This window comes from Levilactobacillus zymae DSM 19395 (assembly GCF_001434115.1).
GTDB classification, from domain to species: Bacteria; Bacillota; Bacilli; order Lactobacillales; family Lactobacillaceae; genus Levilactobacillus; species Levilactobacillus zymae.
The window spans coordinates 34,867-52,916 of sequence record NZ_AZDW01000016.1 but is presented as its reverse complement, the minus strand read 5'-3'; the positions used below and the strand labels follow the sequence as shown (position 1 = coordinate 52,916).

Annotated in this window: 16 protein-coding genes; 14 read left to right on the top strand and 2 right to left on the bottom strand. The window is 56.1% G+C overall.

Annotated features, from left to right (window positions below; all coding sequences use genetic code 11):
* Positions 1–87 precede the first annotated feature (87 nt).
* The 10 genes from FD38_RS03745 to FD38_RS03700 all read left to right on the top strand — a co-directional run bounded on the left by FD38_RS03745 (position 88) and on the right by FD38_RS03700 (position 12,313).
* Complete coding sequence (locus FD38_RS03745) at positions 88–1,029, top strand: aspartate carbamoyltransferase catalytic subunit (RefSeq protein WP_147007827.1); 942 nt, start codon at positions 88–90, stop codon at positions 1,027–1,029.
* A complete protein-coding gene (locus FD38_RS03740) occupies positions 1,026–2,303 on the top strand; it encodes a dihydroorotase (RefSeq protein WP_057731277.1) in 1,278 nt (425 codons plus the stop codon). Before FD38_RS03745 ends, FD38_RS03740 begins: the two co-directional genes overlap by 4 nt.
* Before the next feature lies 1 nt (position 2,304).
* Positions 2,305–3,390 (top strand): carbamoyl phosphate synthase small subunit, encoded by a 1,086-nt coding sequence (locus FD38_RS03735; RefSeq protein WP_057731274.1) that lies wholly within the window; start codon positions 2,305–2,307, stop codon positions 3,388–3,390.
* Positions 3,390–6,566, top strand: coding sequence for a carbamoyl-phosphate synthase large subunit (carB, locus tag FD38_RS03730; RefSeq protein WP_057731271.1), 3,177 nt, complete (start codon positions 3,390–3,392; stop codon positions 6,564–6,566). The genes FD38_RS03735 and carB overlap by 1 nt, the downstream gene beginning before the upstream one ends.
* 395 nt (positions 6,567–6,961) lie before the next feature.
* Positions 6,962–7,879: a dihydroorotate dehydrogenase gene (locus tag FD38_RS03725; protein ID WP_057731267.1), complete on the top strand. Its 918-nt coding sequence runs from the start codon at positions 6,962–6,964 to the stop codon at positions 7,877–7,879.
* Between the two features lie 129 nt (positions 7,880–8,008).
* The gene (locus FD38_RS03720; protein WP_057731265.1) at positions 8,009–8,716 is read left to right on the top strand and encodes a class A sortase; all 708 of its coding nucleotides are present in this window, start codon (positions 8,009–8,011) and stop codon (positions 8,714–8,716) included.
* 478 nt (positions 8,717–9,194) lie between these two features.
* On the top strand, positions 9,195–9,620 hold the full coding sequence (locus FD38_RS03715) for a hypothetical protein (RefSeq protein ID WP_147007828.1): 426 nt from the start codon (positions 9,195–9,197) through the stop codon (positions 9,618–9,620).
* Between the two features lie 17 nt (positions 9,621–9,637).
* On the top strand, positions 9,638–10,360 hold the full coding sequence (locus tag FD38_RS03710; RefSeq protein WP_057731260.1) for a WxL domain-containing protein: 723 nt from the start codon (positions 9,638–9,640) through the stop codon (positions 10,358–10,360).
* A gap of 67 nt (positions 10,361–10,427) precedes the next feature.
* Positions 10,428–11,144 (top strand): WxL domain-containing protein, encoded by a 717-nt coding sequence (locus FD38_RS03705; RefSeq protein WP_057731257.1) that lies wholly within the window; start codon positions 10,428–10,430, stop codon positions 11,142–11,144.
* A gap of 137 nt (positions 11,145–11,281) precedes the next feature.
* The gene (locus tag FD38_RS03700) at positions 11,282–12,313 is read left to right on the top strand and encodes a WxLIP family cell surface protein (RefSeq protein WP_057731255.1); all 1,032 of its coding nucleotides are present in this window, start codon (positions 11,282–11,284) and stop codon (positions 12,311–12,313) included.
* 88 nt (positions 12,314–12,401) lie between these two features.
* Here the strand turns inward: FD38_RS03700 and FD38_RS03695 are convergent, their stop codons facing one another.
* Together FD38_RS03695 and FD38_RS03690 are read right to left on the bottom strand one after the other, a co-directional pair.
* The gene (locus FD38_RS03695; protein WP_057731253.1) at positions 12,402–13,013 is read right to left on the bottom strand and encodes a LysE/ArgO family amino acid transporter; all 612 of its coding nucleotides are present in this window, start codon (positions 13,011–13,013) and stop codon (positions 12,402–12,404) included.
* Positions 13,014–13,413: 400 nt separating this feature from the next.
* Entirely contained in the window at positions 13,414–13,872 is a 459-nt protein-coding gene (locus FD38_RS03690; protein ID WP_057731251.1) for a low molecular weight protein-tyrosine-phosphatase, read from the bottom strand.
* A 107-nt stretch (positions 13,873–13,979) separates the two neighbouring features.
* On the opposite strand from FD38_RS03690, the gene FD38_RS03685 reads away from it, so the two are divergent.
* The 4 genes from FD38_RS03685 to FD38_RS03670 all read left to right on the top strand — a co-directional run bounded on the left by FD38_RS03685 (position 13,980) and on the right by FD38_RS03670 (position 17,972).
* A complete protein-coding gene (locus FD38_RS03685; RefSeq protein WP_057731248.1) occupies positions 13,980–14,558 on the top strand; it encodes a LemA family protein in 579 nt (192 codons plus the stop codon).
* Between the two features lie 8 nt (positions 14,559–14,566).
* A complete protein-coding gene (gene htpX / locus FD38_RS03680; protein WP_057731246.1) occupies positions 14,567–15,460 on the top strand; it encodes a zinc metalloprotease HtpX in 894 nt (297 codons plus the stop codon).
* 75 nt (positions 15,461–15,535) lie between these two features.
* Positions 15,536–16,321 (top strand): hypothetical protein, encoded by a 786-nt coding sequence (locus FD38_RS03675; protein WP_057731243.1) that lies wholly within the window; start codon positions 15,536–15,538, stop codon positions 16,319–16,321.
* 265 nt (positions 16,322–16,586) lie between these two features.
* Positions 16,587–17,972 carry a UDP-N-acetylmuramoyl-tripeptide--D-alanyl-D-alanine ligase gene (locus FD38_RS03670; protein WP_057731239.1) on the top strand — a complete coding sequence of 462 codons (1,386 nt, stop codon included), beginning with the start codon at positions 16,587–16,589 and terminating at the stop codon, positions 17,970–17,972.
* Positions 17,973–18,050 lie beyond the last annotated feature (78 nt).

Genomic DNA, 18,050 nt, shown 5'->3' with positions numbered 1-18,050 from the left:
GAAGCAGCCGTCGTCTAGCCTTTCTGTAAGCAATTACAGGGAGGCTAGACTTTTTCTTTGGATGAAAACGAAAGGGAGACGGTAATCGTGGTACCAGCAAACAACATAGTAAGTGTGGATCAATTCGATAATCAAGACGTGATGACGTTGTTACAGCAAGCCCAAGCGTTTCAGGAAGGGGCGACCGTCCAGTTAAACCGACCGACGTTTGCGATGAACCTGTTCTTTGAAAATAGTACCCGGACGCACACCAGCTTCGAGATGGCCGAACGGCGCTTGGGACTCCAGGTCCTGGCGTTTGACCCCAAGACCAGTTCGATGACCAAGGGCGAAAGTTTATTGGACACCTTAAAGACCATCCAAGCCATCGGGGTGGACCTAGCGGTGATGCGGCACCCGCAAAACGCCTACTACCGGCCGCTGGTTCAGGCCGGCCTGGACCTGAGCCTGATCAACGCGGGGGATGGCAGTGGTCAACACCCGTCCCAGTCGTTATTGGACATGTTGACGATTTACCAGGAGTTCGGCCACTTTAACGGGCTAAAGGTCGCCATCGTCGGCGACATCAGTCACTCCCGGGTGGCCCGGTCCAACATGGAACTGCTCACCCAACTGGGCGCCACGGTCTACTTCAGTGGGCCCAAGCACTGGATCACCGATGACTTTACGGCGTACGGGGACTACCGGCCGCTCGATGACTTGGTCGGGGAGATGGACGTCTTGATGTTCTTACGGGTCCAACACGAGCGGTTGACCCAGGACAGTAACGCCGCCTTTGACACGCAGGCCTATCACCAACGCTACGGCTTAACGCTGGCCCGGGCCGCTAAGATGCCGGCGCACGCCATCATCATGCACCCGGCCCCGGTCAACCGCGGGGTCGAACTCGCCAGCGAATTGGTCGATGCGCCCCAGTCGCGCATTTTTCAACAGATGACCAACGGCGTGTACGTCCGGATGGCCATGATTGCGCAACTCTTGGCCCATCGCGGCCTACTGACCGTTAACAAATTGGAGGGATCCCTATGACCACGACCTTGATTCGCAACGCCCAGATCTTGCAACACGACCAATTGCAACCGGCTGACGTATTGCTTCAGGATGGCCGCATTCACGCCATCGGCCCCCAGCTGACCGCTTCGGCCGATGAGGTCATCGATGCCCACCACCACTTTCTGAGCTCCGGGTTAGTCGACGTTCACGTGCATTTGCGCGACCCCGGGTTGACCGCTAAGGAAACCATCGAGACCGGGACCTTGGCCGCGGCGCACGGTGGCTTCACCACCATCGGGGCGATGCCTAACGTCGACCCGGTCCCGGATACGCCGGCTAGGGTGGCCGCGATGGTGGCCCGCAACCGCGCACGCGCGCACGTCCACGTGGCCCAGTACGCCAGCATCACCACGGGCCGGGCGGGGGACCAACTGGTCGACTTTGCCGGCGTCCGGGATGCGGGGGCTTTCGCCGTCAGTAACGACGGGTCCGGCGTCCAGACCGCCGAGACCATGTATCAGGCCATGTGTGGGGCCGCGCGGGTGGGCTTACCGTTAGCCGCGCACGTCGAAGACGACTCGTTGACCCACCACGGCGTGATGAACGCCGGTCCGGTAGCCGATAAATTGGGCTTACCGGGAATTCCTAACGTTGCCGAATCCGCTCAGTTGGCGAGAGACCTGATGCTGGCCGAGGCCAGTGGCGTCCACTACCACGTCTGCCACGTGTCGACCGCCCAAAGCGTGCGGTTGATCAGAGACGCCAAACGCGCCGGGATTCACGTGACCTGTGAGGTGTCGCCGCACCACCTGTTATTGACCGATGCGGACATCACCCAAGACGATCCCATGTTAAAGATGAACCCACCGTTACGTTCTCCGCGGGACCGCGCGGCGTTATTAGCGGGCTTGCTGGACGGGACCATCGACATGATTGCCACCGACCACGCACCGCACACCGCCGAACAAAAGCAGGGATCGATGGCCACCGCGGCCTTCGGCATCACCGGGTTAGAGACCGCCTTTGCGTTGTTGTATACCCAGTTGGTGCAACCCCGGATCCTAACGTTAGGCCAGTTAGTGAAGCTGATGAGCACCCGACCAGCCCAACTGTTTGGCCTGAACGCCGGGGAACTCAAGGTGGGGGCTCCCGCCGACCTAGCGCTGTTTGACCTGGCGCATCCCTACACGATCGACGCTCAGCGAATGGTCTCCAAGGGTCGGAATTCCCCGTTTATCGGGTGGCACGTGGTGGGGGCCACGTGTTTGACGGTAGTTGCCGGTAACGTCGTCTATAGAAAGGAAAATTAGCATGCAGCGATACTTAGTTTTAGCGGACGGGACCGTTTATCCCGGGACCGGTTTTGGGGCGCCCGCCACGACCATGGGCGAACTGGTCTTCAACACGGGGATGAGCGGATACCAGGAATCCATCACCGACCAGTCCTATAACGGGGAAATCTTGATGTTTACCTACCCGTTGATCGGGAACTACGGCATCAACCGCGACGACCACGAGTCGATCCATCCGACCTGTCGGGGCGTGGTGGCCCACGAGGTCGCCCGCCGGCCCAGCAACTGGCGCTGTGACGAGTCGCTAGACGCCTACCTTAAGGCCAACCAGATTCCGGGAATCACCGGTATCGATACCCGCGCCGTCACCAAACATATTCGGACCAAGGGCGCCATGCGCGCAGCCATCGTCGATACGGTCACGGACGCTGTGCATCAACGACTCCAGCAACCGGTGGACCAGACCCACGAGGTGGCCGAGAGCTCAACGGCCAACGCTTACCCCAACCCGGCGACCGGCCTTAACGTGGTCGTGGTCGACTTCGGACTGAAACATTCGATCTTACGGGAGTTGGCCAAGCGTCACTGTAACCTGACCGTGTTGCCGTACAACACCACGGCCAGCGAAATCATGGCGCTCAATCCCGACGGCGTGATGCTGACCAACGGCCCCGGTGACCCCAAGGACGTGCCCGGCGCGCTACCGATGATTCGAGAGATTGAACGCCAGGTGCCGCTATTTGGGATTTGTCTGGGGCACCAACTCTTCGCCTTAGCGAACGGGGCCGACACCTTCAAGATGAAGTTTGGCCACCGCGGATTCAATCATCCCGTTCGGGACCTGACGACCGGTAAAATCGACTTTACCTCGCAGAACCACGGTTACGCGGTGTCGCGCGAGTCGTTGACCCAGACGGCGTTGACCGTGACCCACGAGGAGATCAACGACGGGACCGTCGAAGGCTTACGCCACAACCGTTACCCGGCCTTTTCCGTCCAGTATCACCCGGACGCGGCGCCGGGCCCACACGATGCGGCCCACATTTTTGATGACTTTATCGACTTGATGCACGCCCACCAGACGACGAAAAAGGAGCGCAAGTAATGCCAAAACGCACGGATATTCATAAAATTATGGTGATTGGGTCCGGACCGATTATCATCGGTCAGGCCGCGGAATTTGACTATTCCGGCACCCAGGCGTGCCTGGCGTTGAAGGAACTGGGGTACCAGGTGGTACTGGTCAACTCCAACCCGGCCACGATCATGACCGACAAGGAAATTGCCGACCAGGTCTATCTAGAACCCATCACCCTCGAATTCGTCTCGCAGATTTTGCGCAAGGAACACCCCGACGCCATCCTACCGACGTTGGGGGGCCAACAGGGCTTGAACATGGCCATGGAACTCTCGAAGTCGGGTATCCTCGATGAATTGAAAATTGAGTTGTTGGGGACCAAACTCAGCGCCATCGACCAGGCCGAGGACCGCGAACAGTTCAAGGAATTGATGGAGAAGCTGGGCGAGCCGGTCCCGGCGTCGAGTAGCGCGACCACGGTGGCCGAAGCACTGGCCTTTGCGCAACAGGAAGGGTATCCGGTCATCGTCCGGCCAGCCTTTACCATGGGCGGTACCGGAGGCGGCATCGCCAACAACGCCGCCGAATTACGGACGATTGCCGAAAACGGCTTGGCCCTGTCGCCGGTCACCCAGGTGCTGATCGAACAGAGCATCGCCGGCTACAAGGAAATCGAATTCGAAGTCATGCGCGACGCCGCGGATAACGCGTTGGTGGTCTGTGGCATGGAAAACTTCGACCCCGTGGGGATCCACACCGGCGACTCCATCGTTTACGCCCCGATTCAAACCCTGGCGGACCGCGAAGTTCAGATGTTACGGGATGCAGCCTTACGCATCATCCGGGCGTTAAAGATTGAAGGGGGCTGTAACGTCCAACTGGCCCTCGACCCGCAGAGTTTTCAGTACTACGTGATTGAGGTCAACCCGCGGGTCAGCCGCTCGTCGGCCTTAGCCTCGAAGGCCACCGGGTACCCGATCGCCAAGATGGCCGCCAAAATTGCGGTGGGCCTGCACCTCGACGAGATCAAGAACCCGGTCACCGGGACCACCTACGCGCAGTTCGAGCCGGCCCTGGACTACGTGGTCTGCAAGATTCCGCGCTGGCCGTTTGATAAGTTCACCCACGCCGACCGGCGGCTAGGGACCCAGATGAAGGCGACCGGGGAAGTCATGGCGATTGGCCGGAATATCGAAGAGGCCACGTTGAAGGCCGTGCGGTCGCTGGAGATCGGCGTGCACCATCTGGCCGAGCCGGCGTTGAGCACGGTCGACCAGGCCACGCTCGAAGACAAACTGGTCCACGCTCAGGACGACCGGTTGTTTTACCTGGCCGAAGCCCTGCGCCGCGGTTACTCACTGGACCGTCTGCACGAGCTGACGCAGATCAACGTCTTCTTCCTGGATAAACTCCTCCACATTATCGAACTGGAACACAATCTGAGCGCTCACGTGGACGACTTAGCGGTTCTGACCACGGCGAAACGCAACGGGTTTGCCGACGCGACGGTGGCAGACCTCTGGCACGAAACCGCTGATCAGGTCCGGGCCTTCAGAGCGGCCCATCACCTGACCCCGGTCTACAAGATGGTCGACACCTGTGCCGGGGAATTTGCCTCGAGCACGCCGTACTTCTACGGCACCTACGAGCAGGAAAACGAAAGTACGGTCAGTGACCGGCCGTCCGTTCTGGTCCTGGGGTCCGGCCCGATTCGCATCGGCCAGGGGGTGGAGTTCGATTACGCCACGGTCCATTCGGTCAAGGCGATTCAAAAGGCCGGCTACGAGGCCATCATCATGAACAGTAATCCCGAGACCGTGTCGACCGACTTTTCCGTCTCCGACAAGTTGTATTTTGAACCGTTGACGATCGAAGACGTCTTAAACGTGATCGACCTCGAACAACCGTTGGGGGTCATCGTCCAGTTCGGCGGGCAGACCGCCATCAACTTGGCGGCTCCGCTGGAACGTCACGGCGTCAAGATCTTGGGGACCAGTGTGGCCGACGTTAACCGGGCCGAAGACCGGGACGCCTTCAACCGGGTGATTGAAGACCTGCGGATTCCCCAACCGGCGGGGGACACGGCGAGTGACGAAGCCACGGCCCTGGCGATTGCCGACCGCATCGGCTATCCCGTATTAGTCCGTCCCAGCTACGTGTTAGGGGGCCGGGCCATGGAAATCGTGACGCAGCGCGCCGACCTGGACCACTACATGCATAACGCGGTCCAGGTGTCCCACGACCATCCGGTGCTGATTGACCGGTACCTGGTGGGCAAGGAATGTGAGGTGGACGCGATTTGTGACGGGGAAACGGTCCTGATCCCGGGCATCATGGAACACATCGAACGCGCCGGGGTCCACTCCGGCGACTCGATGGCGGTCTATCCGCCACAGTCCCTGTCGGCGGCGGTCCAGGCCCAAATCGTGACCTATACGGAACAGTTGGCCAAGGCGTTGAACTGTATCGGTATGATGAACATTCAATTCGTGATTCACGACGACCAGGTCTACGTGATCGAAGTCAACCCGCGGGCTAGCCGGACGGTGCCGTTCTTAAGCAAGGTCACCGACATTTCGATGGCCCAGGTCGCGACCCGGGTGATTCTGGGACAATCGTTACGCGACCAAGGGTACCACGATGGCCTGGTCCAGCCGGGCGCGTTGGTCCACGTGAAGGCCCCAGTCTTCTCGTTCTCCAAGCTCAACCGGGTGGATAGCCTGTTGGGACCGGAAATGAAGTCGACCGGGGAGGTCATGGGGAGTGACCGGACGCTGGCCAAGGCGCTCTACAAGGCGTTCGAAGCCGCTAAACTCCACGTACCGAGTCACGGCAACGTGCTGATCACCGTGCGCGATGCCGATAAACCGGAAGCCGTGAAGTTGGCCCGGCGGTTCCACAATCTGGGCTATCAACTCTTGGCGACACCGGGGACGGCGGCCTGCCTGACGCAAAATCAGTTGCCGGTCCGGGTCGTTGACAAGATCGATACCGGCGAACATGACCTGCTGCAACAAATGGAGGCCGGCCAGATTCAGGTGGTCATCAACACGATTTCGGATGAGGGTCATGCGGCCGACGATGGGGCGGTGATTCGTAACACGTCGATTGCCCACGGGGTGCCGCTGTTTACGGCACTGGATACCGTGGCGGCAATTCTGCAGGTACTGGAATCCCGGTCGTTTGTGACGCAGGCGTTGTAAAAGTGTATTTAGTAAGTTAAAGGTTGAAAATCAGCGCTTCCAGGCCAGGCAGTAACGGGCTGGAACGGGGTGGGCACGGCTTTGAGCCCAAAGTTCAGGTCTCAAAGGCCGACCTTTATCTAAGCTGGCTGAAGACCCACCAGCCAAGATAAATGACACCCCTGAGCCCATTACTGCCTGGCCCTCCAGCTCATACTAGAAGTTAATAGTAACCTTGGCGCGTTTTTCAATCACCCGATTTTGAGCGTTAAAACGTATTCGAGTTTCCAAACGACTACAGGAAAAATATTATGCTATCCGATAATTGCATGTCGAGGCGAGTATGTTTTGGCATGGAAAGCCATGATACCCTAAGAGGGTAATGAACATAGAGCCACATATAATAGGAGGAAACCATGGGACGATTAAGTGTGAATTTAGCGGGGGTAACCCTACAGAACCCCATCATGCCGGCGAGTGGGACGGCCGCCTACGGTCAAGAATTGGCGCAGAAATTAGACCTCAACGCGTTGGGCGGGTTGGTGATCAAGTCGACCACGGCCCAACCCAAGGCGGGGAACCCCCGACCGACCACGGCGGAGACGGCCGCGGGATGGTTGAACGCCATCGGGTTGAAGAATCCCGGGGTGGCCAACGTGGTGAGTGACAAGTTACCCTGGTTAGCCACCCACTACCCGACCTTACCCATCGTGGGGAGTGTCGCCGGCGCCAGTGTCGCGGAATACGTGAGTGTGGCCCGACAACTTGACGCCGTGCCTAACGTGAAACTACTGGAAATCAACATCTCGTGTCCTAACGTTACCCACGGTGGCCTGGCGTTTGGCACGAATCCCCAGACGGTCGAGGACCTGACCCGGGCCATCACCACGGCGGTGACCAAACCGGTCTTCATGAAGTTGACCCCGAACGTGACGGATATCGTCCCAATCGCCCTGGCCGCCGAAGCCGGGGGCGCCGACGGGTTGACCATGATTAACACCCTGACGGGGATGGGCATCGATCTGACTACCCGGCGACCCATCTTGGCGCACGGAACCGGCGGCTTGTCGGGACGGGCAATTCACCCGCTAGCCGTGCGGATGATTCACCAAGTCCGCCAGCACACCGCGTTGCCGATTATCGGGGTGGGCGGAGTCTTTACGCCCGAAGACGTGCTAGAATTTTACTTGGCGGGGGCTAACGCGGTCGAAGTCGGGGCCGCGACCTATGGGCACCCCACGGCCTGTACCGACATCGTGCGCGACCTGCCCGCCGCGATGGACCGGTACGGCATTGAGAGTTTACAAACGTTGATTGCACAAGTGCAAGCCTAGTAAGCTGCCGCTCCCCGTCAGAAATTCTTGATGGGAGCGGCAGTTGGCGTTAACGGGAGGACGCTGCTTGTGGACTTTCGGTCGTCGTCTGCGGTAAAATCAAGGGGACTTGGGGAAGGAGCTTAGAAGATGCCAGATACGCCAAGAAAAAAGACTCGCCGTCGGTGGTGGGGGACCCTGCTGTTCTTGATTTTGATCCTGGTCTCACTGGGATTGATTTTCAACGAACAGATCAAGACCTGGATGGTGTCGTCTTACCAACCGAAGGTAACGACCGGTTCGGTCCGGAAAAATCAAAAGAAAAAAGCCTCGTACGACTTTAAAAAGGTCAAATCGTTAGACTTTTCGACGGTCGCCAAGGCACGATTGAATTCCAAAGACATTCACGTGGTGGGCCAGATTTATATGCCCCAGTCGGATATTCATTTGCCAATCGCCAAGGGGGTCAGTAACGACGTCTTGGCCCTGACCGCGGGAACCATGCGGGCGGACCAAAAGATGGGTCAGGGGAATTATCCGCTGGCCGGGCACCACATGGTGTCACACACCATCTTATTCAGTCCGCTGTACTTTAAGACGCAGGTCGGCCAAAAGATTTATCTGACCAACGCCTCGAAGGTCTACGAGTATCGCGTGACGGTGCGGAAATTTATCCCGGCGACCGCCGTGCAGGTGGTGGCGCAGACCAAGCAGAAGCTGGTCACGCTGATCACCTGTGATGCGACCGGGGCCAACCGGTTGATGATTCGCGGGAAATACGTGAAGCAGATGCCGTACCGGCAGGCCCCGTTGAGCGTGCGCAAGGGGTTTGCGGGGAGCTTTAACAACCGGTATTAATTTGAAGTCATTGAAAACAGCGACCACCAGGTGATTGGGGGTCGCTGTTTTTGTGCCTAAAGGCCTAATTGGGGCTGAATTATAGTAGAACTGTTTTACATTGTAACTTAAAATATTGAAATTGAAGATTAAGAATTAATTTTGGATATAAAAATAACAATATCGGATTAGTTAAACTGCTAATTGGAAGTGCAGCTTACTATATCAAGGGATATAGCGAATGCTAAAATAAGCTGAAACTCATATTTGGAAGTCTGGGTTATCAAGTCATAGTTGATTTTATTGCACAACTAGCAATTTGTGGACAAAAGATTATTAGCATGATATTATACTTATGAATCATCGATGACTTCAAGAAGTAGTAATTAAAAGATTAACTAGTAGACCCTTTAAAGCGCTAAAGTGGTCGGCTAAGTTAAAGAGAGAATTGATAGAAATCACTGGTTTTTAGGCCGTCGTGCTTAGGATGGGGATTGTTATGCGAATTCGTAAAATCTGTCTCCTATTGACGTGGGTCGTCATAGGAGTCTGGGGACTGAGTTCTCCGGTCCTCGCGGCAACGGACAGCCAACGATCACAATACGAGGTGCAATTAACACCGCCTAAAAGCGTGCAGAGTGGTAGTGACAGCGCGGTAGTTAGTGGGAACGAAGATGACGCCGGTCAATCAAACACCGGCAACACTAACGGCCAAGCTGGTACGGGTGCGGATGCCGCTACCGTCACGGGTAGTCGGCCCACCACCGGCACCGCCGCGCAGGCTGCGACGGCGACAAAGCCCACGACCGGGCGGTTACCCCAATTATCGGAACAGCAATGGGCCGGATTCGGGTTACTCGGTGTGATCATTTTGGGATTAATGTTTTGGGTATGGAAGCTGAGCCGGAGGAACCGGCGTTCATAGAATGAGGAGTGTATATAATGACTAAGAAGACTTTACAATTACTGGCAACGGTGGCAGCGGTTGCGGGCATGAGCCTCGCAACGGTAACGGCTAACGCTGACGATGGCGTAAAATCTGGGACGCAAACGACGACTGCTAAAGTTAGCCTGACGGCCGGAAGCGACACGTCGACCGACGGGAACGGTAACGGGGACGCCGGCGGAATCAAGTTAACTAACGTGCCGAATATCGACTTCGGTGCCCAAGAGTTAGATGGGAAGACGGCCTTTAACCTGGACGGAAAATTGTCGGGGAACAATGAAGCGGCTAACCAGGCGGTAACGGTCGTGAACCCCGGGATTGGCACGGGTTGGAACGTTCAAGTGCGCAACGACGCAATGAAGTCGGGAGCTACCACGTTGATGGCTAGTACGATCAGCCTGACGCCTGGGGCCGCAACGCCTGGTGCGGGGAGTGAAGATACGAACTCAACGCGAGCTAGTGACAGTACGGCACAATTATCTGCAGCGCCGACTTTCGATGAGGCGAAACTAAATACAGAAGGTTCAGAAAACCAGCCGGTTGCCACAGCGGTTGTCGGTGGTGGTTTAGGAACCTGGAACATGAACTACAAAAGTGCTAACTTACAAGTGAACCCCCGGAACGTGGCGGGCGACTACAGTACGACCCTGACGTGGACGATTACCAACGCACCAGCGGGCTTAGGGGCTTCGCAAAACGGCCAGACTTCGGCTTACTAATCGTATTGGTTAAGTGGGACGAGGCAGCGGGACACTAAAGCAGGCAATACGACGAGGAGGCTACAGGATGAAGGGATCCTTACTCTTGATTGTGGCCTCGTTAGTACTGGGAGTCGGGAGTTTTCTGACCCCAACGTTGGCGGCCGCCGAGTCGACGACCTCGATGCAAAAGTCCACGGGCCAGGTGACCCTGAAACCGGGGTCGCCGACCGGACCAGTTGCGCCGGTCAATCCCGATGGTTCTGGGAATCCCTTTCCGGGGGACCCCCTCGACCCGGGAAATGAGGGTACGGGGTCACAGGGCCAGCTGACGTTGGACTATGTGTCGAACCTAAAGTTTAAGCAGCAACAGGTGACCGGCGCGTTTATTCAAGCCACGGCCACCAATCCCCGGGCCTTCGTGCAAGTGAGCGATCGGCGGGGTACGGGGACCGGTTGGAGTCTGTTACTAAAGCCGGAACCGTTGGTGGGTCAGCAGGACGCAACGAAGCTTACCCAGGCGACCCTGTCGTTAGGGACCAGCTACTTTTTGCCTAGTGAGAACAGTGGTCAGGTGAACTACCCGAGTGTGGTCGCGGCCAATGCCTTACCAATCGGCAGTTATTCGCTGGTCGCACAGGCTCAGGATGTTCCGGCGCAACCGCAAGGAGTGGGGACGTGGCTACTGCGCCTGAATACGCAGTCGGCGGCGCCCACGAGTCTCAACGTTTTAGCGTCGGCGGTCACCCGCCAGCAGACCTATCAGGGGACCCTTTCCTGGTTACTAACGGATACACCACAATGAAAAATTAACCCAAAGAGCGGTGGCCGATGAGATGCTACCGCTCTTTTGTATCGTAAGCCGCGAAGGGTGCAAACCGGACGGCCGGGGCACCATTTGTTATAATGTACACAAATTAAACAAGTTGGAGGTAGTGAATCATGAAACGATTTTGGCAATGGACGGTAGTTTTAGGGACGTTGTTACTCGCCATCTGTGGTTATCAGCAAGTGGCGCACGCCGAGAATGTGGGGTATACCGTGAACGCCGTGTTGCCGAAAAATCAGGACGATTCTGCGGCCACGTATTTCGCGTTACGGGTCAAGCCCAAGCAACAGCAAAAGTTATCGGTCGTAATTTCCAACCAGACCAAGAGCGCTTCGAAGTTCAAGGTCAGCGTGAACCAAGCCATCACGAACGATAACGGGGTCATCGATTATAGCCAGAGTCACCCCACGCTAGACCAATCGTTGAAGGTCGGCATTAAGGACATTTTTGCGACGCAGAGCCTGCCAACCGTGACGGTACCGGGTAAGAAGAGTAAAACGGTCACGGTCCAGTTGAAGATGCCCGCTAAGAAACTTAACGGGATGGTGCTGGGCGGAATCAACGTGCAGAAGGTCACGAATACCGATCAAAAGGCGAAAAAGGGTGTGAACATCACCAATTCGTTCGCGTACGTGATTGGGGTCCGGTTACGCGAATCGGCGGTCAACGTGGCGCCGAACATGACCCTGTTGTCCGTGAAGGCCGGCCAAAGTAATTCTTTAAATCAGGTCAACGCCAAGCTCCAAAACCCGGAACCGGGCATTATGAGTAACCTGAAGGTGAAGGCCAAGGTGACCGCGCAGGGTAGTGACAAGGTGATTTTACAAAACGAAAAATCCAACCTGGCCATGGCCCCGAACAGTAGCTTCAACTATGCTTTACCGTTTGGGAATAAAAATCTGAAGGCCGGGACCTACACGTTGACCCTGGATGCCACGGCCCAGGGCGGGTACAAATGGCACTTCGTTCGGAACTTTACCATTACGGATAAGCAGTTAAATCAATTGGCTAATAAATACAACCAGCCGCAACAGAAGAGCTATTTCTGGTGGTTCGTTGCCGGCGGAGCGGTGATTGTGCTGTTGCTGGCCATCATCTTGTATCTCTTATGGCGCAACCGGCGCGACCGGAACCAGGAGGACTAATTGCTGGTAAGTCGCTTCAAGTAAAATTGAAATAGTTGCTAAACCTAAAGCCCCCGCAAACTCGATCGAGTTTGCGGGGGCTTTAGGTTTAGTGGACCAACTGGATAAACGTCCAGAGTAATTTGGCGCCGTAGAGGATGATGATGCCCCCACAGACCAGGTTGATGCCGCGGAGCAGCTTCGCGTTAAAGACGGTCTTAAACCGGGAGATCAACAGGGTGATACCCGCAAACCAGATCACGGAGGCTAACGCGACCCCGGTAATGAAGGGTGTGGCGCTGCTGGCGGGCATAGAGACGTGGAAGGCTCCCAGGAGCATGGTGCCGTCGATAATGGCCTGGGGGTTGCACCAGGTCACCACGAACGCGGTCACAATGGTCTTGCCCAACGCGGTCACGACTGCTTGGGGCGCCTGGGTGGTGGGGTGTGTCCGCAGGAGGCCGAAGCCGATGAACAGGACGATCAGGCTGCCGACCAACAGAATCACGGCTTGGAGCCAGGCGTAACGCTGCATCAGCGCGCCGATGCCAAAGAAGCAGCTCAACGACAATGCGATGTCAAAGAAGATGACGATAAACGCGGTCAGGAGCGCACGGTGCTTGGGTTGCCCCAGCGCGGAGTTGATCACGAATAGGTTTTGAAGGCCGATGGGAGCCACGTAGGCGAGCCCCATGGTGAGCCCCTGAAATAGAAAAGTCATGGTTAAATTACCTCACTTGAATTAGTTGTTGGGTCTTATTATAGGAAGGGGAATCCGGGGTGTCCCCAACCAAATTAGAATTAGCGACCCAACCAACGCAAAAAAACAAGAGTGGGACGAAAGGCGGTTAGCTGGCGAGCATGAACAACGATTCGTAAGGCGGATAATCCTGGTCCTGGATTGGCTAACGATTTAAGGGGTTAAGCGGAACCAGCTGCCTTTTGGCGCACGTTTCGACACCAGATATTCGGAGACGAAGAAGAGCCTAGAACTCTTGTCCAACCAACGCAAAAAAACGTGGCCATTCCTGTGCGAAATGACCACGTTTGAGTGTTAGGTTTAATCAGGTGAAGCTTTTTTGACAGATTTGGGCGGTTGACTGGCTATACTAGAGGCGATGCTATTTTAACGCTTCTAACCAGGCGGGTACCGCCGCGGCAAGTTCCTGGTAGGTCAGTTCGAATTTATGGGTGTACCAGGGGTCGTCAATGGCCTGTCCCTGCCGTCCGGGGAGAATGTCTAAGCACAGCTTGACCTTAGCGGCATCGGCGGCTGAGGGGGCCATGCGTTGGAGATTGGCCACGTTGGCGTGATCCATGGTGATGATGGTGTCGGCCCAGTCGAAATCCGCCGCGGTGATGGGCCGCGAGCGGTGGGCACTGGCGTCAAGGCCGTGGTGGCGCATGGCCTTTAACGCGCCGGGGTGGGGATGATTCCCCTCTTCTTCGGGACTAGTCGCAACGGACTCAACGGAAAACTGGGCCTGCCAACCGTGGTCGTCAATGACCTGCTGGGCGATGGCTTCGGCCATGGGGGAGCGGCAGATGTTACCGAGACAAACGAATAAAATATGGTGCATATGGTGAACCTCCTAAAGGATTGGTAAAATTGCTGGGTAGATGCTGGTGTCGCCCTACCGCGTTTGTTATGATAAGTCTAACAAATTTAATTGGAGGAGTGGTCACGATGGCTTGGATTATTGCCATTATTGTGGTGGTTTTATTAGTGATTTGGTATGTGATGCTGTACAACGGCTTCATCCAAATCCGCACACACGTACAAGAATCGTGGAGTCAAATCGACGTGCAACTCAAACGGCGTAACGATTTGATTCCAAACTTGGTTTCCACGACCAAGGGATACGCGAACTATGAACAATCAACGTTGAAGAAGGTTGTCGAATTACGGAACCAATTGACGGCGGTTCCTGCCGGCGACCGGCAACAAACGATGGAAGTGTCCAACGCCTTATCCGGGACATTACGGTCCCTGTTTGCGGTCGCGGAAAACTATCCAGACTTGAAGGCCAACACGCAGTTCTCGAAATTAATGGAAGAACTGACCAACACGGAAAACAAGATTGCCTACTCACGGCAGTTGTATAACAGTACCGTAGCCAGCTTGAACATGAAGGTGCAGTCCTTCCCAAGTAACATCGTGGCGAACATTCACCATTTCAAGCAAGAAGCGTACTTACAGGTTCCGGAAGAAGAAAAAGCGGCGCCAAACGTGAACTTTGACGACTTTGGCAACGATAATAAGTAGGCGATTCTATGTTGTATGAACAGATTGCCATGAACAAACGACGAACCGGCTACGTCATGGCCGGTTTTACGCTATTAGTGGTCGCCTTAGGGGCGGCGTTAGGGGACGTGTTTGCCGGCAATTGGGTGACCGGTTGCCTGTGGGCGGTGGTCGTGACGGCTGTGTATATGGTCATCATGATCAGTAACTCGACCGACGTGGTCATGAGCCTGAACAACGCGCAAGAGATCAAAAATGAAGACCAGGCGCCACAGCTTTGGCACCTGATCGAAGACATGGCGATGGTCGGTCAAGTGCCGATGCCGCGGGTCTTCATCATTGACGATGCTAGTCCCAACGCGTTTGCCACGGGGAACAACCCTGAGCATTCGGCCGTGGCCGTGACCACCGGGTTGTTGACGCGCTTGAACCGTGAAGAGCTCGAGGGCGTGATTGGGCACGAAATCTCCCACATTCGGAACTACGACATTCGGTTACAAACCATCGCGTTGGCCCTGTCGGCCGCAATCAGTTTTCTGGTCAACCTGGCCAGCAATTTGATGTGGTTCGGGGCCGGTCGGCGCGACGATGACGACCGGGATTCCGCTGGTGGGGCGTTAGCCATGGTGGTGTCGATCCTGTTGATCTTCCTGGCGCCGTTAGCGGCCAGCATTGCCCAGATGGCCCTCTCACGGAATCGTGAATACCTGGCCGATGCGTCTAGCGTGGAGCTGACGCGGAATCCTCAGGGGTTGATCTCGGCGTTAGAAAAGATCGACAACAGCGAACCGATGCAGGAGGCCGACCCCAGCAGTGCGGCCATGTACATCGGGGATCCGTTTAAAAACAAACGGAAAATGACGGACTTATTTGCGACCCATCCGCCAATTGCCGATCGGATCGCCCGTCTCGAAAAAATGTAACCAAAAAACTCACCGAAACGGCGGTGTTTCGGTGTACAATGGGAAAGGAATTTTAGTAGAAAGAGTGTAAAGCGCATGCGTGGAAATTTTGTCTATCTCAGTTTAGAACCCGTTACCAACATGGTTTACTCGCTCGGGGTGTCACCCGCCGATTTTTTAAACGGGGTCCCCGAGGTCCCCAATCAGCTACTCCTGCTTAATGCGGAGGCTGGGACCGACGTCACGTTGAATCCGCACACGCGTTTTCAAACCATCGCTGGCCAGGCCCAGGTGCGGCGCTACTTACTAGCGAAGCACACGGCTGCGGTCAAATGGCTCGATTACGTCCACGCGGATGATTTAGACTTTTTACTCCCGTCAGAAATTGCGGAACTATTGTACCTGGGGCACATGGAGACTCATCTCCGGACCCCGTTTTACGCGAAGTTACAAAATGAATACGCCTTTTTGACCCTCCGCGACGGGTTTTATAAGATCTATTACCGTCAGCTGGGCAACTTCAACCACGTGTTGGATGTCAGCATCAAGCGGCACCTGCGGTCGATGCACAACAACCGGTGGGTCTTTGCCCGGCCGTTAGCCATCAGCGATGTGCCGCACGAAATCCTGCTACAACTCACGGAAGGGTTGATGGACGGCGCGGTGATTGCCTTCGACCAATTGGTGGAACGGCACCGGGTCTACATGATTCCGGTCCGGGCCGTGCACCATCCCGAACATCAAGCCACCTGGCACACCCAAGAAGAGGTGTACGCCGATTCCAAGGAAGTGGCGAGTCTCCGGTATGATCTAACTACCCGCGAATGGGCACTCACGATTCACGACAACCAGGAATTTAGTGAGGTTGCCGACTTAATCTAGGTTAAAGGACTCCCGCACGGTCAATCGTGACGGGGGTTTTTCTTTTGGCCACTGGTTGAGTAGGCGAAGGGCGCCAGACCGCTTGGGCGGGTAACGGTCCGGTGGGGAGCAGTCGGGGGAACGGTCCCAACCAATTCGGGATTTTCAATTTTCCGTTCGGGATTCATGGTATAATGAGAATCAGAATTTTATCCCGGACCGGCTGGGCCCGAGAAAGCTAATGACGGGTGGCGGCAGTGCCACGCGAAAATGGGAGTTAGACAAAATGAAGATGCAACTTGCGGAAATTGCCCATGCAGTCGGGGCAATCAATGATTACGAACAGTGGGCGAGCGTCAACGTGACTAGCGTGGCGTTTGATAGTCGGCACCTCCAACCAGGAGGGCTCTTTATCCCATTGACCGGAGAACAAGACGGTCACCAGTTTATCCAATCGGCGATTGATCACGGTGCGGCGGCGACCTTATGGGCCCAAGATTTAGCCAAGGCCCCGGCCGATTTCCCCGTAATTCAAGTCGAAAACTCGCTGACCGCCTTACAAACGTTAGCCCGTTATTATTTGACCAAGATCAATCCCCGGGTGGTTGCCATTACCGGGAGCAACGGGAAGACCACGACCAAGGACATGATTGCGGCGCTGTTAAGCACGCAATTTAACGTGACCAAGACCTACGCCAACTTCAACAACGAAATCGGGGTGCCGATGACGGTGCTGTCGATGGAACCCAACACCGAGATGTTAGTGGTGGAAATGGGGATGGATCGTCCCGGTCAGCTGGACTTTCTGAGTAAGCTGGTTACGCCGGACGTGGCCGTGATCACCATGATTGGTGAGGCCCACATCGAATTCTTCGGTACCCGTGATAAAATCGCAGATGCTAAATTCGAAATCACCCACGGCCTGAGCGACGATGGTTTCTTCGTCTACGACGGCGACGAACCGTTGTTACGCCAACGGGTGGCCGACCTCGATCAACAACAGGTGACCTTTGGCCGTCACGAGACCGACGACCTGTACGCTACCGAGGTGACCGACACGCCGACTAGCACCAGCTTCACCACCAACAAGTGGCCCGAAGTCCGCTTCACGGTGCCGATGATCGGGGATTACAACGTCAACAACGCGTTGGCGGCCCTGGCGGTGGCTGACCTGTACCGGATTCGGCCGGAGAACGCGCAAAAGGCGCTGCAAACGGTGCCGTTGACCAAGAACCGGGCCGAATGGTTGACCGGGGCGCAGGGGGAAAGCCTCCTGAGTGACGTCTATAATTCCAACCCCACGGCGGTCCGCGAGGTCCTACACGCCTTCGGACAAACGCCGGTCAAGGGCCGGCGCCTAGTGGTTTTGGGTGACATGTTGGAACTGGGCGATCAGTCCGCCGAGCTTCACGCCGGGTTAGCTAGCGCCTTAGACCCGACCAAGTTTGCCCACGTCTACCTGGTGGGGCCGCAAATGAAAGCTTTGCAGGCCGCACTAGCCGCCGAGGCACCGGAACTCCCCGTCACGCACTTCGATAGCGCGGATCTGGCGGGCGTCACGGCGGCCTTACAGGAGACGGTCACGGCCGACGACCAGATTTTATTAAAGGGATCGCACGGAATTCACCTTGAAAACGTGCTGGCCCAACTGCTCCCGACTGAAAAAAAATGAAAATAGTTTAAATGTAAGCAATTTCCAGGAGTCTTGGAAGTTGCTTATTTTAATCCGGCGTTGTATGATGGTTGAGTT

What these genes read in the sequence shown, in the direction of transcription:
- FD38_RS03740 (WP_057731277.1), top strand. Translation starts at nt 1,026, where the DNA reads ATGACCACGACCTTGATTCGCAACGCCCAGATCTTGCAACACGACCAA.
- FD38_RS03735 (WP_057731274.1), top strand. Translation starts at nt 2,305, where the DNA reads ATGCAGCGATACTTAGTTTTAGCGGACGGGACCGTTTATCCCGGGACC.
- carB (WP_057731271.1), top strand. Translation starts at nt 3,390, where the DNA reads ATGCCAAAACGCACGGATATTCATAAAATTATGGTGATTGGGTCCGGA.
- FD38_RS03725 (WP_057731267.1), top strand. Translation starts at nt 6,962, where the DNA reads ATGGGACGATTAAGTGTGAATTTAGCGGGGGTAACCCTACAGAACCCC.
- FD38_RS03720 (WP_057731265.1), top strand. Translation starts at nt 8,009, where the DNA reads ATGCCAGATACGCCAAGAAAAAAGACTCGCCGTCGGTGGTGGGGGACC.
- FD38_RS03715 (WP_147007828.1), top strand. Translation starts at nt 9,195, where the DNA reads ATGCGAATTCGTAAAATCTGTCTCCTATTGACGTGGGTCGTCATAGGA.
- FD38_RS03710 (WP_057731260.1), top strand. Translation starts at nt 9,638, where the DNA reads ATGACTAAGAAGACTTTACAATTACTGGCAACGGTGGCAGCGGTTGCG.
- FD38_RS03705 (WP_057731257.1), top strand. Translation starts at nt 10,428, where the DNA reads ATGAAGGGATCCTTACTCTTGATTGTGGCCTCGTTAGTACTGGGAGTC.
- FD38_RS03700 (WP_057731255.1), top strand. Translation starts at nt 11,282, where the DNA reads ATGAAACGATTTTGGCAATGGACGGTAGTTTTAGGGACGTTGTTACTC.
- FD38_RS03695 (WP_057731253.1), bottom strand. Translation starts at nt 13,013, where the DNA reads ATGACTTTTCTATTTCAGGGGCTCACCATGGGGCTCGCCTACGTGGCT.
- FD38_RS03690 (WP_057731251.1), bottom strand. Translation starts at nt 13,872, where the DNA reads ATGCACCATATTTTATTCGTTTGTCTCGGTAACATCTGCCGCTCCCCC.
- FD38_RS03685 (WP_057731248.1), top strand. Translation starts at nt 13,980, where the DNA reads ATGGCTTGGATTATTGCCATTATTGTGGTGGTTTTATTAGTGATTTGG.
- htpX (WP_057731246.1), top strand. Translation starts at nt 14,567, where the DNA reads ATGTTGTATGAACAGATTGCCATGAACAAACGACGAACCGGCTACGTC.
- FD38_RS03675 (WP_057731243.1), top strand. Translation starts at nt 15,536, where the DNA reads ATGCGTGGAAATTTTGTCTATCTCAGTTTAGAACCCGTTACCAACATG.
- FD38_RS03670 (WP_057731239.1), top strand. Translation starts at nt 16,587, where the DNA reads ATGAAGATGCAACTTGCGGAAATTGCCCATGCAGTCGGGGCAATCAAT.